At 62.9% G+C, this 14,296-nt stretch carries 11 protein-coding genes, 2 tRNA genes and 3 rRNA genes; 9 read left to right on the forward strand and 7 right to left on the reverse strand.

Features of this window, described 5'->3' with window-relative positions:
• The first annotated feature begins 264 nt into the window (after positions 1-264).
• The 6 genes from CKO43_RS18190 to CKO43_RS18215 all read left to right on the forward strand — a co-directional run bounded on the left by CKO43_RS18190 (position 265) and on the right by CKO43_RS18215 (position 4,546).
• Entirely contained in the window at positions 265-1,233 is a 969-nt protein-coding gene (locus tag CKO43_RS18190) for a TerC/Alx family metal homeostasis membrane protein (RefSeq protein WP_200231434.1), read from the forward strand.
• Between the two features lie 95 nt (positions 1,234-1,328).
• Positions 1,329-1,982 (forward strand): energy transducer TonB, encoded by a 654-nt coding sequence (locus tag CKO43_RS18195; protein WP_200379477.1) that lies wholly within the window; start codon positions 1,329-1,331, stop codon positions 1,980-1,982.
• Between the two features lie 126 nt (positions 1,983-2,108).
• Positions 2,109-2,708: a hypothetical protein gene (locus tag CKO43_RS18200; protein WP_207185118.1), complete on the forward strand. Its 600-nt coding sequence runs from the start codon at positions 2,109-2,111 to the stop codon at positions 2,706-2,708.
• Positions 2,709-3,171: 463 nt separating this feature from the next.
• Positions 3,172-3,330: a hypothetical protein gene (locus CKO43_RS18205; RefSeq protein ID WP_200231432.1), complete on the forward strand. Its 159-nt coding sequence runs from the start codon at positions 3,172-3,174 to the stop codon at positions 3,328-3,330.
• A gap of 48 nt (positions 3,331-3,378) precedes the next feature.
• Positions 3,379-3,621 carry a hypothetical protein gene (locus CKO43_RS18210; protein WP_200231431.1) on the forward strand — a complete coding sequence of 81 codons (243 nt, stop codon included), beginning with the start codon at positions 3,379-3,381 and terminating at the stop codon, positions 3,619-3,621.
• A gap of 64 nt (positions 3,622-3,685) precedes the next feature.
• Entirely contained in the window at positions 3,686-4,546 is an 861-nt protein-coding gene (locus CKO43_RS18215; protein ID WP_200231430.1) for an HDOD domain-containing protein, read from the forward strand.
• A 7-nt stretch (positions 4,547-4,553) separates the two neighbouring features.
• On the opposite strand, the gene CKO43_RS18220 is transcribed toward CKO43_RS18215, so the two are convergent.
• Positions 4,554-5,036 (reverse strand): Lrp/AsnC family transcriptional regulator, encoded by a 483-nt coding sequence (locus CKO43_RS18220; protein WP_200231429.1) that lies wholly within the window; start codon positions 5,034-5,036, stop codon positions 4,554-4,556.
• 127 nt (positions 5,037-5,163) lie between these two features.
• Between CKO43_RS18220 and phhA the strand changes: the two genes are divergently transcribed.
• Positions 5,164-6,084: a phenylalanine 4-monooxygenase gene (gene phhA / locus CKO43_RS18225; protein WP_200379478.1), complete on the forward strand. Its 921-nt coding sequence runs from the start codon at positions 5,164-5,166 to the stop codon at positions 6,082-6,084.
• On the opposite strand, the gene CKO43_RS18230 is transcribed toward phhA, so the two are convergent.
• Positions 6,081-6,980, reverse strand: a complete 900-nt coding sequence (locus CKO43_RS18230; RefSeq protein WP_200379479.1) for an esterase/lipase family protein — start codon at positions 6,978-6,980, stop codon at positions 6,081-6,083. The genes phhA and CKO43_RS18230 overlap by 4 nt on opposite strands.
• A gap of 123 nt (positions 6,981-7,103) precedes the next feature.
• Here CKO43_RS18230 and CKO43_RS18235 point away from each other — a divergent pair, with 123 nt between their 5' ends.
• Together CKO43_RS18235 and CKO43_RS18240 are read left to right on the forward strand one after the other, a co-directional pair.
• The gene (locus tag CKO43_RS18235; protein WP_200379480.1) at positions 7,104-7,820 is read left to right on the forward strand and encodes an FFLEELY motif protein; all 717 of its coding nucleotides are present in this window, start codon (positions 7,104-7,106) and stop codon (positions 7,818-7,820) included.
• A gap of 71 nt (positions 7,821-7,891) precedes the next feature.
• Positions 7,892-8,839: an MBL fold metallo-hydrolase gene (locus tag CKO43_RS18240; protein ID WP_200379481.1), complete on the forward strand. Its 948-nt coding sequence runs from the start codon at positions 7,892-7,894 to the stop codon at positions 8,837-8,839.
• A 152-nt stretch (positions 8,840-8,991) separates the two neighbouring features.
• On the opposite strand, the gene rrf is transcribed toward CKO43_RS18240, so the two are convergent.
• The 5 genes from rrf to CKO43_RS18265 form a co-directional block, all read right to left on the reverse strand.
• A 5S ribosomal RNA gene (gene rrf / locus CKO43_RS18245) occupies positions 8,992-9,104 on the reverse strand.
• 118 nt (positions 9,105-9,222) lie between these two features.
• Positions 9,223-12,098, reverse strand: a 23S ribosomal RNA gene (locus tag CKO43_RS18250).
• A 283-nt stretch (positions 12,099-12,381) separates the two neighbouring features.
• Positions 12,382-12,457, reverse strand: a tRNA-Ala gene (locus CKO43_RS18255).
• A gap of 6 nt (positions 12,458-12,463) precedes the next feature.
• Positions 12,464-12,540 (reverse strand) — tRNA-Ile (locus tag CKO43_RS18260).
• 73 nt (positions 12,541-12,613) lie between these two features.
• Positions 12,614-14,142, reverse strand: a 16S ribosomal RNA gene (locus CKO43_RS18265).
• The 16S, 23S and 5S rRNA genes sit together here with 2 tRNA genes alongside, the layout of an rRNA operon.
• Between the last annotated feature and the right edge of the window lie 154 nt (positions 14,143-14,296).

A 14,296-nucleotide genomic window follows, 5' to 3' on the forward strand; every position in this document is an offset into this window, starting at 1 on the left:
GCCGCGCCGGGATGCACAGGGGCGGTGGCGCCGGCAGGCGCCCCGCCTTGTTCGTTGGCCCCGGTACGCACGGGGATTGAGCGCCGCTTCCTAGAATCCGCCCGGTCGAAAGGGGAGTAGCCGCGCCCACCCGGGCGCCGCGGCACCCCGTCATCACGGAGCCCCGGCTGTCGCCGGACCCGCTCCCGGGCCCGCACGGGGACAGTCCCCGCGCAAGACCTTTCGGCGCGAATCGTTCGTTCGTCGCCTTCAAAGGAGTCTCGCGTGGACACCATCGCACCGCTGTGGCTGTGGATCTTCTTCGTCGTCTCGGTGCTCGCCGCACTGGTGGTCGACTTCGTCGTCATGCGCAACCAGGGCGCGCACGCGGTCGGCGTGCGCGAGGCGTTGCGCTGGTCGCTCGTCTGGGTGCTGCTGAGCCTGGCCTTCAACGCGCTGTTCTGGTGGGCGCTCAAGGGTGAACACGGCGTCGAGGTCGCGAACACGCGCGCGCTCGAGTTCCTGACCGGCTACCTGATCGAGAAGAGCCTGGCGGTCGACAACGTCTTCGTCTTCCTGATGATCTTCAGCTACTTCGCGGTGCCGCCGGCATTCCAGAAGCGCGTGCTGATGATCGGCATCGTCGGCGCGATCGTGCTGCGCACGGTGATGATCCTGCTCGGCGCCTGGCTGATCGCGCAATTCCACTGGCTTCTCTACGTCTTCGGCGCCTTCCTGCTGATCACCGGCATCAAGATGTGGCGCCACGCCGGCGAGACGCCCGACATGGAGGCGAACCCGGCGCTGAAGCTGCTGCGCCGCGTGCTGCCGGTCAGCTCGAGCCTGGACGGGGAGAAGTTCTTCACGCTGGAGAACGGGCGCCGCATCGCGACACCGCTGCTGCTGGTGGTCGCGCTGGTCGGCATCACCGATGTGATCTTCGCGGTCGACTCGATCCCGGCGATCTTCGCGATCACCACCGACCCCTTCATCGTGCTGACCTCCAACGTGTTCGCGATCCTGGGCCTGCGCGCGATGTACTTCCTGCTCGCCGCGGCAGCCGAGAAGTTCCACCTGCTGAGCTACGGCCTGGCGCTGGTGCTGGCCTTCATCGGCACGAAGATGATGCTGATCGACGTCTTCAAGATCCCGGTGTTCGTCTCGCTGGGCGTCGTCGCCACGATCCTGGCGGTGACGATGGTCTGGAGCCTGAAGACGGCACCCCGGATCGTGCGCGGCGATAGCGGCAGCTGAGCGCGCGGGCGCCGGGGTCTGCCGGCGCGACGCTGTTCTTGACGAGAGCCCGCGGATCAGATACGAATCGTTCGCATTCATGCTAGAGTCATCGCATGAACACGATGACCCTGGCGCCGGAGCCGCCGGCGCGCAAAGGCCGTCCGGTCTTCAGCCTCGGCGTCGTCGCCGCGCACGGGCTGCTGTTTTGGGCGGCGATGGAGTTCGGCGTGCTCGAACGCGCGATGGCGAGCGCCGCGCCGCTGATGGTGCAGATCGTGTCGTCGGCGCCGCCAGCCGCCCCTCAGCCGGAACCGTTGGTCCGGCCCAAGGTCGCGCCGCCGCCGCTGGCCAGCGTGCCGGTTCCCGAGGTGCCGGTGATGCGTGAAGCGCCGCCCGAGGCGCTGCGGGCCGTCGCCGCGGCACCCGCTCCGGCGGCGACTCCTGCGCCCGCCCCGGTGGCGCCGCCGGCCCCGCCGGCGACCCGCCAGGTGCCGCCGAGCGCGCTGCGCTACCTCGTCGAGCCTCCGGTCGCGCTGCCGCTGGCTTCACGCCGGCTGCACGAATCGGGAACCGTCGTTCTGCACGTCGTCGTCGACGTGCGCGGCCATCCGCGCAGCGTGACGCTGCGGCGCTCGTCGGGCTTCGCGCGCCTGGACGAGCAGGCGCTGGGCGCGATGCGCCAGGCGCGTTTCCTCCCCTGCACCGAAAACGGCCAGCCTTTCGAGTGCGAGTCGGACGCTCCGATCATCTATGAACTGGAGAGCTGACGACTCGCGGGCGGCGGCACCGTCCCACCGGAGCCGCAACGCAAAGGCGGCGCCGCGGATACACGCCAGCAGCTGATCGCCGCTCGCGATGGCTGGCCGGTGAAGCCGGCTTTATCATCGTGGATGATGCAAACGGCCGCTCCCGATCTCGCACAGGTGCGCCTGGACAACGCGCTCCGGCTGTTCGAGGAGTTCGTTCGCCAGACGGCGCGCCATGCCGACGCCGCCACGCTGCGCGGCCTGGAGCGGCGTTTTGCCGAACGCATCCAGATCCAGCCCAGCTACTGGAGCCAGATCAAGAGCCGCTCACGCCAGATCGGTGAACGCCTCGCACGCCAGTTCGAACAGCTCTGCCACAAACCACGTGGATGGATGGACCTGCCGCACGACGGCAGCGTGGCCGAGCGCGTTGCCGCGCCGGCACCCGCCGAGACGGCGGAGCTGCCCGACAACCTGCCCCGTGACGAAGACGAACGTTTCATCGTCGGCCTGGTGCTGACTTATTACCGCCGGCACCCGCAGCGGGCACGCACGCGCCTGCTCGACCTGCTGGGCGAAGTGCTGACGCCGCCGGCTGACGGCCCGGCGCAGCATCCGCCCGTTACCACGCCGGCAGCCGGCCGGCCGCGCGTGCCGGCGAAGCCGGCAGCGGCTCCGGCGGACGAGACCCTCGAGCTCTGGCGCCGGGCGCAGACCGGCGTCGCACCGCTGAAACCGCGGCGCTGAAGCCGGCCGCCACACGGCGGCTTTCACTCCCGACAACCGCAGCAGGTGCAGCCGATCGGGCACACGCGCACCGCGTCGTGCCAGATCGGCGTTCCGGAGATGGGCACGGGACCGGGTGCCGCCGTGGTTCGCACCGATCCCTTGCTGCAGCCTCTGCCCCCTAGCTCGATGTGATCGAAGCTCTTGCCCTCCTGATAACGTTGTCTTTATCATTGGCGCAAGCCCGTTGCATCAGCAAGCCGCTGCAGCGACCCCTCCCCTTCCACCCGATGCCGATGACCGCCGCCTGCCTTGGCCGTTCAAACGAGTCGCGCCCCGCGGCCGGCATCGATGTCCTGACCCTGCTCCCGTCCGCCCCGCCCTGGTGGACACCGTTTCGCTGACGCCGCAGGCGGCGGCATCGACGGCCCGGGAGTGATTCCCGGGCCGTTTTCGTTTTCACCCCTGCACGAAGGAGAACCCGATGAAGCTGATCGTCCCGAGCACCAAGCCGCGCAACCCCTTCGCACCGGCTGCCAGCCGGCGCCGTGCCGGCGCCCACCGAGCCGACTCCGGCGCGCTGCGCCAGCAGGCGCAACGCCGCCTGCGGCGCGAACTCGCCACCCTGCCCCCCAGTCCCTGACTACAACGCGGGCCGGCCGCTGCCGCGGCGCGCCCGCAGGAGACGACGATGAGAACCGTTGCCCCCGTCTTCGCGTCGACGACGCCTGGACCCTTGCGCCGCCTCGCGGCACAGCTTCTGGCCGCCACCAGCCGGCTGCTCGCACAACTGGCCTGCGCGCTGCAAAGCGAACGCAGCTTCTCCGGTGGCAAATCGGTACTCGAGTTCTACGCCGAGGCCGGCGCTCCCGAAGGGGCGCTGTATCTCGACGGCGAACTCGTCGGCCGGATCTCGGGCGTGACCCGGCTGTGATTCGCACGGGCGTCGACTTAAGTTGACACCTGCTCATGCCGATAAGGCGACTAGAGTCCCTGCCATGAGTGCACCGCCCACTGTCCGCCCCACGCTGTACGCGTCGCCCGCACGCGACGTGGACAGCTGGGCGCGGCGTTTCAACACCGCGTCGCTGCCGGTGCTGGCGGAAACCGCGGCGACCTTGCATGCCTTGCGCGAGCACGAGGACGAGGTCGACGCCCACCTGCTGACCGAGACCGTGTCGGCAGACCCGTTGCTGACGCTGAAGCTGCTGTCGCATGTCGCCCGCTCGCCGCGTTCGCGCCGCTTCGAGACCCGCGGCGATGTCGAGACGGTCACGGCTGCGCTCGTGATGCTCGGCATCGCGCCCTTCTTCCGCCTGGCCGGCGACTCGCCGACGGTGGAGGATTGGCTGGCCAGCGAACCCGAGGCGCTGGAGGGTTTCCGCCGCGTGCTCGTGCGCGCGCACCGCGCGGCGAACTTCGCCACCGCGTTCGCGGTGCACCGGATGGACCACGATGTCGCGGTAATCCGTGAAGCCGCGCTGCTGCACGATTTCGCCGAGATGCTGCTGTGGCTGAATGCACCGTCGCTCGCGCTCGAGATCACGCGCCTGCAGACCGATGACCCGACGCTGCGCAGCACAGTCGCGCAGGAGCAGGTGCTCAACATCCGCCTGGCCGACCTCCAGCAGGAGTTGATGACGCAGTGGCGGCTGCCGGCGCTGCTGGTCAAGATCACCAGCGAACGCCACGCCGATGCCGTTCAGGTGCGCAACGTGCTGCTGGCGATACGCCTCGCCCGGCACACGACGCTGGGCTGGGACAACCCCGCCATCCCGGACGACGTCGTCGACATCGCCGCGCTGCTGAACATGCGCACCGAGCCGACGCTGGCGCTGCTGCGCGACATAGACGACTAGCGCCGCGCTACAGCGGCAGCGAAGTCGTCGTCTTCAGGCGCTGCAGCACGAAGCTGGTCTTGCAGTCGCGCACGCTCGGGTGCTTGAGCAGCGTGTCCATCACGAAGCGCGAGTAGTGCGGCATGTCCTGGACGACGACACGCAGCAGGTAGTCGATGTCGCCGCTGAGCGCGACGCACTCGATCACCTCCGGCCAGGCCTGCACCGCGGCGGCGAACAGGTCCAGCGGGCTGCGGGCCTGCGAATCGCTGTGTTTCTCCAGCCTCACCGTCAGATAGGCCGTGAGTGCCAGGCCGACCCGCTCGGGCGCCAGCAAGGCGACATAGCCGGAGATCACGCCGCCGTCTTCCAGCCGCTTCACACGCCTGAGCGCCGCACTCGGCGACAGCGACACGCGGGCGGCGAGTTCGTCGTAGGTGATGCGGCCCTGAGCCTGCAGGACCTGCAGGATGCGGCGGTCGACGGCGTCGAGCGGATCTGACGGCTCCATCGGCGCATTCTTGCAGTTTTCGTGCGGCTTGACAGCCATCAAGCTGATGCCACGCTGACATGCTGCAAGCGCTCGTCGTTAGAGTGGTACTGCAGGGCGCCGCGCCGCGGCGCCGACCGGGAGCGCGATGGCACGCTACGAAGAAGACAACGCCGCTGGCACCGTGGCGGACAGCGGCAACGAGGGCAGCGCGCCCGTCACCTACGGTGAAGGCGATCGCCCACCCCGCGGTGACTATGGTCGCGCCCGTGCCGACTACACCTGCGAGCAGCAGTGGTCGCGCTACAGCGAGGCGGACCACGACACCTACCGCCGGCTGCACGCACGCCAGCTCACGCAGTTGCCCGGCAAGGCCTGCGACGAGTTCATCGCGGCGGTCGACCGGCTCGGCCCCGCCGAGAGCATCCCGCGCTTCGAAGAGGTATCGCGGCGGCTGGAGCGCCGCACCGGCTGGCGCATCGTCGCGGTACCCGGGCTGATCCCGGAGCTGGCCTTCTTCAGGCTGCTCGCGGCGCGGCGGTTTCCTGTGACCGACTGGATCCGCAGGCCCGAGGAGTTCGACTACGTCGTCGAGCCCGACGTCTTTCACGACCTCTTCGGCCATGTGCCGCTGCTGTTCGACCCGGTCTTCGCCGACTACATGCAGGCCTACGGCGCGGGTGGGCTCAAAGCGGCCCGGCTTGGCGAATGCGAGCTGCTGGCGCGGTTGTACTGGTTCACGGTCGAGTTCGGCCTGCTCAACACGGCTGCCGGACTGCGCGCTTACGGCGCCGGCATCCTGAGTTCGGCCGGTGAACTGCCGCACGCACTGCAGTCGCCCCAAGCCAGGCGGCTGCGCCTGGACCTGCCGCGCATGATGCGCAGCCGCTACCGCATCGACACCTTCCAACCGACCTACTTCGTCATCGACTCGTTCGCCGAACTCTTCGACGCGACGGCTCCAGACTTCGCCGCGTTGTATGCACGCGTGCGCCGCAGCATCGAGACCGATGGCGAGATCGAAGCCGGCGACGCCGCGGCCGAGGATCAGCCGGCGGTCGTCGCTTAATCGGCCAGGCGGCGCAGCAGTTCGTCCCAGGGCTCGGGGCGGCTCACCATGTCGACGTGGGCGACGCCGGCGAGGTGGCGGTTGTCTGCTCCGGCCAGCATCGAGGTCGATGGTGGAAAGACGATGTTGTCGCAGTTGCCGTAGAAGCAGGTCATGCGGGAAGCCTGCCCGGCGTCTTCGCGCGCCACGACGGTCTGCAGCCAGCCCGAGCCGATGCGCATCTGGCGCCCATTGAGCGAGAACGCGAACCGCGCCAGCCAGGTGCCGGCGTGGGGCGAGCCGATCGTGATCGCGTGGTGCAGACGCCCGGCTTCGCCCTGTTCGGCCCACCAGCGCCTGAGCGCGAGGCCACCCATGCTGTGGGCGACGACGACCGGAGCGCGGCCGGTCGCGGCCTCGATCCGGCGCACGGCCTGCTCGATGGGAGCGACGTAGGCGTCTATCGAACCGAAGACCGGCTCCAGGTCGACGGCCACGAATGGCAGGCCGCGAGCCGTCAGGCGCTGCATCCAGGCATTCCAGACACCGCGGTTGCAGACGAAACCGTGGATCAGCACGACTCCGCGCCGGCCCGCGGCGCCGTCCGGCAGATGGTCCGCCCAGACGCGGCTTCTGAATGGCTGCTGCCAGCAGAAGACGCGAGGCGCCGCCAGCACCTCACCGCGCCAGGCGCTCAGCATCTGGCGCCAGGTGGCGCGCGCAACCGGGTCGTTGCCGTGCACGCAGCATGCGAGCACGAACTCCAGCCCGAGTACGAACGAATGGCCGAGGGCGACGAAGCAGACCCCGACCACGGCAGCCACGGGACGCCCCTGGCGCAACGCGTGTACGGCCCACGCCGTCGCGATGCCGACCAGCGCGAGCGTGGTCGCTTGCTGCAGTCGCGCCAGCCTCATCTTTGGCCGCGCGCCGGACAGTGTGGTCGACCTGCAGCGGCCTTGAGGCGGCGGGGAACGTTCATCTGCAGCAGTGTTGCATCATCCGGGGGTGCCGATATTGCGGCGAGTGGGCGAGACAGCGTGTCACCTGAAGGCCTTGCGATCCTGGAGAACCTGGAGAAGGTGGCTGCGGAACGTCGCAGCCGGGCAGACGATTCTCTGCTCGATGCCCACACCCGGGCGGTGAAGACGTACCAGCACGAACGTTTCGCGCACACCTACGTGGACCTGATGGCGCAGCCGCGTTATGCCGATGCTTCGCGCTTCTTTCTCGAGCAACTCTACGGCCCGCAGGACTTCACCGATCGCGATTCGCAGTTCGCGCGCGTCGTGCCGGGGCTGGTGCGCATTTTCCCGCACGAGCTGGTATCGACGGTGCGCTCGTTGTCCGAGTTGCATGCGCTGTCCGAAGAGATGGACACGGCGATGGGGCGGCGGCTGCAGTCGTCGCGCGTGGACGCTCTGGCCTACGCCCGCGCGTGGCAGGAAGTCGGCAGGCCGCAGGTGCGTGCCCGCCAGATCGAGCTGATGCTGAACGTCGGCGGGGCGCTCGACCGCTATACCCGTAATCCGATTCTTCGCCACAGTCTTCGGTTGATGCGCGGGCCGGCGCGGGCGGCGGGCCTGGCCGCGCTGCAGGGGTTCCTCGAATCCGGCTTCGACACCTTCAGGGCGATGAAGGGGGGAACGGAGTTTCTGGCCACGATCGCAGCGCGAGAACGGCAGTTGGCGGCCCTGCTGTTCGCTGTGGATCTGCGCTCAGATCGAGCGACCACCGAGCTGAGCGGCCTGCCCTGAAGGTGACGGGCGGCCGTTCGTCGCCGCCCCCACGAAGCGCATGGCGCGGGCGTCGCCCCCAGAATGCCGCCATGTCGCAGCACTTGGACGTCGCACAGGTATTTGCGCAGCTGCGGCTTCGTGTCTTCGAACGAGGTTGGCTGTCGTCCAACAACATCCTGTTCGGGGCGACGCGGGACAGTCCGGCAACCGTGGTCGATACCGGCTACGACAGCCATTCCGATCAGACCCTGGTGCTGCTTGAGCAGGCACTGGCGCGCGAGCCGCTCGAGCGCGTCATCAACACGCATCTGCACTCCGACCACTGCGGTGGGAACGCCAGCATCCAGCGCCGCTGGGCTCCTGAAATCTGCGTCCACGATGCCTCTTTCGATGCCGTCCGGCACTGGGACGAACAGCGCCTGAGCTATCGCGCCACCGGACAGCGCTGCGACGCTTTCGGTGTCGATCGTGGCGTCGGCTCCGGCGAGTCGATTTGCCTTGGAGGTTATGACTGGCGCCTGTGGTCGGCCGGCGGGCACGATCCGGATGCAATGGTGCTGTTCCAGCGCGAGAGCGGCGTCGCCATCACCGGCGATGCACTGTGGCAGGACAGGGTGGCGATCATCTTTCCCGAACTCGCCGGCGCCGATGGATTCTCTGAAGCCGTCGCCGCATTGGATCTCATCGAGCGGCTGGCGCCACGCGTTGTCATTCCGGGGCATGGTGCGCCGTTTACCGGCGTGGCCCCGGCTGTACGCCAGAGCCGCGAGCGTCTTGAGTCTTTCATGCGCACGCCGCTGCGTCATCTGGACTATGCGGAGCGGGCCCTGCTGATGTTCCACATGCTGGAGCACCGGGAGCGAGATATCGCTCAGTTGCGAGACTGGCTGGCCACGACGCCGGTATTCGCATCGGTGATCACGCAGCGGGACAGGGGGTCGTCAGACGCACTGGAGAACGCAGATCGCGTCATCGCTTCCCTGGTGACGGGGGGTCAACTGCTGCGCGACGGTGGTTTGATCAAACTCGCGCGCTGAAGAGGCGGCGCGGGCGTAATTCCCGGTCCCGATGGGCGCTCGCTGCTGCAGCGCAGCGCATCGCATCGCGGTTGATTCCCGCACCGCAGGCAATATCGCCTGACCAAAGAAAAAAGGCCCGGTTCGTTATGAACCGGGCCTTCGAATAAATAGCCTGACGATGTCCTACTTTCACACGGGAACCCGCACTATCATCGGCGCAAAGGCGTTTCACTTTCCTGTTCGGGATGGGAAGGAGTGGGACCACCTCGCTATGGTCATCAGGCTTGACTTGTTGCCTTGCTGCTTCTTGGGGGCAGCTAGGCGAATTCATAGAGTATTTGAAAATCAGCTGTTCGCTTGCGTCACTGGCATAACCCGTTTGACTCAATCGTCAAAGTTATAGGGTCAAGCCTCACGAGCAATTAGTACCGGTTAGCTCAACGCATTACTGCGCTTCCACACCCGGCCTATCAACGTCCTGGTCTCGAACGACTCTTCAGGGGGCTCAAGGCCCCGGCAAGACTCATCTTGAGACGAGTTTCCCGCTTAGATGCTTTCAGCGGTTATCTCTTCCGCACTTAGCTACTCGGCAATGCCACTGGCGTGACAACCGATACACCAGAGGTGCGTCCACTCCGGTCCTCTCGTACTAGGAGCAGGCTCTCTCAATCTTGCAGCGCCCACGGAAGATAGGGACCAAACTGTCTCACGACGTTTTAAACCCAGCTCACGTACCTCTTTAAATGGCGAACAGCCATACCCTTGGGACCGGCTACAGCCCCAGGATGAGATGAGCCGACATCGAGGTGCCAAACACCGCCGTCGATATGAACTCTTGGGCGGTATCAGCCTGTTATCCCCAGAGTACCTTTTATCCGTTGAGCGATGGCCCTTCCATACAGAACCACCGGATCACTTAGTCCTACTTTCGTACCTGCTCGACTTGTCAGTCTCGCAGTCAAGCACGCTTATGCCTATGCACTATTAGCACGATTTCCGACCGTGCCTAGCGTACCTTCGAACTCCTCCGTTACGCTTTGGGAGGAGACCGCCCCAGTCAAACTGCCCACCATACACTGTCCCCAACCCGGATAACGGGCCAAGGTTAGAACCTCAAACACACCAGGGTGGTATTTCAACGTTGGCTCCACGATACCTAGCGGCACCGCTTCAAAGCCTCCCACCTATCCTACACAGATCTGTTCAAAGTCCAATGTAAAGCTACAGTAAAGGTTCATGGGGTCTTTCCGTCTTTCCGCGGGGAGATTGCATCATCACAAACATTTCAACTTCGCTGAGTCTCTGGAGGAGACAGTGTGGCCATCGTTACGCCATTCGTGCAGGTCGGAACTTACCCGACAAGGAATTTCGCTACCTTAGGACCGTTATAGTTACGGCCGCCGTTTACTGGGACTTCAATCAAGAGCTTGCACCCCATCATTTAATCTTCCAGCACCGGGCAGGCGTCACACCCTATACGTCGACTTTCGTCTTTGCAGAGTGCTGTGTTTTTAATAAACAGTCGCAGCCACCGATTCTCTGCGGCCTCATTGGGCTCCGTCTGTACGACTTCACCTACTAAAGGCACACCTTCTTCCGAAGTTACGGTGTCAATTTGCCGAGTTCCTTCTCCAGAGTTCTCTCAAGCGCCTTAGAATACTCATCTCGCGCACCAGTGTCGGTTTGCGGTACGGTCGTCTATAGCTGAAGCTTAGTGGCTTTTCCTGGAAGCAGGGTATCACTCGCTTCGGCGGCAAGCCGCCTCGTTATCACCCCTCATCTAAGACCCCCGGATTTGCCTAAGGGCCACGACTACAGGCTTGAACCGGGACATCCAACACCCGGCCGAGCTAACCTTCTCCGTCCCCACATCGCACTATAGATCGGTACAGGAATATTGACCTGTTTCCCATCAGCTACGCATCTCTGCCTCGCCTTAGGGGCCGACTCACCCTACGCCGATGAACGTTGCGTAGGAAACCTTGCGCTTTCGGCGAGGGGGCTTTTCACCCCCTTTAACGCTACTCATGTCAGCATTCGCACTTCCGATACCTCCAGCAGACCTCACGGTCCACCTTCGCAGGCGTACGGAACGCTCTCCTACCACTTGCACTTGCGTGCAAATCCGCAGCTTCGGTAACTGGCTTAGCCCCGTTACATCTTCCGCGCAGGACGACTCGATCAGTGAGCTATTACGCTTTCTTTAAATGGTGGCTGCTTCTAAGCCAACATCCTGACTGTTTTAGCCTTCCCACTTCGTTTCCCACTTAGCCAATTTTGGGGACCTTAGCTGGCGGTCTGGGTTGTTTCCCTCTTGTGTCCGGACGTTAGCACCCGGTGCACTGTCTCCCAAGCTGTACTCATCGGTATTCGGAGTTTGCAATGGTTTGGTAAGTCGCCATGACCCCCTAGCCATAACAGTGCTCTACCCCCGACGGTAATACTTGAGGCACTACCTAAATAGTTTTCGGAGAGAACCAGCTATCTCCAAGTTTGTTTAGCCTTTCACCCCTATCCACAGCTCATCCGCTAGTTTTGCAACACTAGTCGGTTCGGACCTCCAGCAGGTGTTACCCTACCTTCATCCTGGCCATGGATAGATCACTTGGTTTCGGGTCTACACCCAGCGACTAGACGCCCTATTCGGACTCGGTTTCCCTTCGCCTTCCCTATTCGGTTAAGCTTGCCACTGAATGTAAGTCGCTGACCCATTATACAAAAGGTACGCCGTCACCCTTGCGGGCTCCGACTTTTTGTATGCATGCGGTTTCAGGATCTATTTCACTCCCCTCCCGGGGTTCTTTTCGCCTTTCCCTCACGGTACTAGTTCGCTATCGGTCGATTACGAGTATTTAGCCTTGGAGGATGGTCCCCCCATGTTCAGACAGGGTTTCACGTGCCCCGCCCTACTTGTCGTACGCTTAGTTCCACAGAAGACTTTTTTCATACAGGGCTATCACCTGCTATGGCCGGACTTTCCAGACCGTTCTGATAAATCGACTGCTAAAACGTACAGGCTGTTCCGATTTCGCTCGCCACTACTTTCGGAATCTCGGTTGATGTCTTTTCCTCGAGCTACTGAGATGTTTCAGTTCGCCCGGTTCGCCTCGCCACCCTATGTATTCAGATGACGATACCCTTGCGGGTGGGTTTCCCCATTCGGAAATCCCCGGATCAAAGCTTGCTTGCCAGCTCCCCGAGGCTTATCGCAGACTGCCACGTCCTTCATCGCCTGTAATCGCCAAGGCATCCACCACATGCACTTAGTCACTTGACCCTATAACTTTGACGCCGAAGCTCTCGCTTCAGACATCCGGTCAATGACAGATTTTGAGTATTACGCGTTATGCCGAACTTCAATCCTTGCGAATCAAAGTTTGTATTGACGCAATCAAACTGTCGCTGATGGCACGGCGCATCCCGAAAGATGCTTTCCATCAGCAACGCTGATTTTCGACTCTATGAATTTTTAAAGAACGACAACAGCCGATCGAAACGATCGAACCGGAAAACACTCATCAAGTGCTTTCCGCTTCCAGCGCTTCGTTTTCTGCAGCAAATGGTGGAGGTGAACGGGATCGAACCGATGACCCCCTGCTTGCAAAGCAGGTGCTCTCCCAGCTGAGCTACACCCCCAGAGGATGGTGGGTCTGGTTGGATTCGAACCAACGACCCCCGCCTTATCAAGACGGTGCTCTAACCGACTGAGCTACAGACCCGCATTGCTCGGGTAGTCTGTCGTCAACAACAGCCGATAAGTGTGAGCGCTTGAACTTGAGTGCGTTTTTCCAGAAAGGAGGTGATCCAGCCGCACCTTCCGATACGGCTACCTTGTTACGACTTCACCCCAGTCACGAACCCTGCCGTGGTAATCGCCCCCCTTGCGGTTAGGCTAACTACTTCTGGCAGAACCCGCTCCCATGGTGTGACGGGCGGTGTGTACAAGACCCGGGAACGTATTCACCGCGGCAAGCTGATCCGCGATTACTAGCGATTCCGACTTCACGCAGTCGAGTTGCAGACTGCGATCCGGACTACGACCGGTTTTCTGGGATTGGCTCCCCCTCGCGGGTTGGCAGCCCTCTGTACCGGCCATTGTATGACGTGTGTAGCCCTACCCATAAGGGCCATGATGACCTGACGTCATCCCCACCTTCCTCCGGTTTGTCACCGGCAGTCTCATTAGAGTGCCCTTACGTAGCAACTAATGACAAGGGTTGCGCTCGTTGCGGGACTTAACCCAACATCTCACGACACGAGCTGACGACGGCCATGCAGCACCTGTGTCCAGGTTCTCTTTCGAGCACTCCCACATCTCTGCAGGATCCCTGGCATGTCAAGGGTAGGTAAGGTTTTTCGCGTTGCGTCGAATTAAACCACATCATCCACCGCTTGTGCGGGTCCCCGTCAATTCCTTTGAGTTTCAACCTTGCGGCCGTACTCCCCAGGCGGTCAACTTCACGCGTTAGCTACGTTACTGAGAAGAAACCCTCCCAACAACCAGTTGACATCGTTTAGGGCGTGGACTACCAGGGTATCTAATCCTGTTTGCTCCCCACGCTTTCGTGCATGAGCGTCAGTGCAGGCCCAGGGGATTGCCTTCGCCATCGGTGTTCCTCCGCATATCTACGCATTTCACTGCTACACGCGGAATTCCATCCCCCTCTGCCGCACTCAAGCTATGCAGTCACAAATGCAGTTCCCAGGTTGAGCCCGGGGATTTCACATCTGTCTTACATAACCGCCTGCGCACGCTTTACGCCCAGTAATTCCGATTAACGCTTGCACCCTACGTATTACCGCGGCTGCTGGCACGTAGTTAGCCGGTGCTTATTCTTCAGGTACCGTCATCCTCCCGAGGTATTAACTCAGAAGATTTCTTCCCTGACAAAAGCGGTTTACAACCCGAAGGCCTTCTTCCCGCACGCGGCATGGCTGGATCAGGCTTGCGCCCATTGTCCAAAATTCCCCACTGCTGCCTCCCGTAGGAGTCTGGGCCGTGTCTCAGTCCCAGTGTGGCTGGTCGTCCTCTCAGACCAGCTACAGATCGTAGGCTTGGTAGGCCTTTACCCCACCAACTACCTAATCTGACATCGGCCGCTCCAATAGCGCGAGGCCTTTCGGTCCCCCGCTTTCACCCATAGGTCGTATGCGGTATTAATCCGGCTTTCGCCGGGCTATCCCCCACTACTGGGCACGTTCCGATGCATTACTCACCCGTTCGCCACTCGTCAGCACCTTGCGGCCTGTTACCGTTCGACTTGCATGTGTAAGGCATGCCGCCAGCGTTCAATCTGAGCCAGGATCAAACTCTTCAGTTCGATCTTGAATTTGCTCAATAGGAATCGAAGTGAACTTCACTTCTATTTCCATGAGCGTTTAAAGTCACTAGGACCTCGAAGTCTTGCGACTTCTTGGCACTCGCCTTCAAACGCCCACGCTTATCGGCTGTATGTTGTTAAAGAGCTTCGCCGC

The organism is Rubrivivax gelatinosus (assembly GCF_016583785.1).
Lineage (GTDB): Bacteria > Pseudomonadota > Gammaproteobacteria > Burkholderiales > Burkholderiaceae_C > Rubrivivax > Rubrivivax gelatinosus_B.

Excerpts from the sequence above, each read along its gene's own strand:
- CKO43_RS18220 (WP_200231429.1), bottom strand. The coding sequence starts at position 5,036 with ATGGAGCCGTCAGATCCGCTCGACGCCGTCGACCGCCGCATCCTGCAG.
- phhA (WP_200379478.1), top strand. The coding sequence starts at position 5,164 with ATGGCACGCTACGAAGAAGACAACGCCGCTGGCACCGTGGCGGACAGC.
- CKO43_RS18215 (WP_200231430.1), top strand. The coding sequence starts at position 3,686 with ATGAGTGCACCGCCCACTGTCCGCCCCACGCTGTACGCGTCGCCCGCA.
- CKO43_RS18200 (WP_207185118.1), top strand. The coding sequence starts at position 2,109 with ATGCAAACGGCCGCTCCCGATCTCGCACAGGTGCGCCTGGACAACGCG.
- CKO43_RS18230 (WP_200379479.1), bottom strand. The coding sequence starts at position 6,980 with ATGAGGCTGGCGCGACTGCAGCAAGCGACCACGCTCGCGCTGGTCGGC.
- CKO43_RS18240 (WP_200379481.1), top strand. The coding sequence starts at position 7,892 with ATGTCGCAGCACTTGGACGTCGCACAGGTATTTGCGCAGCTGCGGCTT.
- CKO43_RS18210 (WP_200231431.1), top strand. The coding sequence starts at position 3,379 with ATGAGAACCGTTGCCCCCGTCTTCGCGTCGACGACGCCTGGACCCTTG.
- CKO43_RS18195 (WP_200379477.1), top strand. The coding sequence starts at position 1,329 with ATGAACACGATGACCCTGGCGCCGGAGCCGCCGGCGCGCAAAGGCCGT.
- CKO43_RS18205 (WP_200231432.1), top strand. The coding sequence starts at position 3,172 with ATGAAGCTGATCGTCCCGAGCACCAAGCCGCGCAACCCCTTCGCACCG.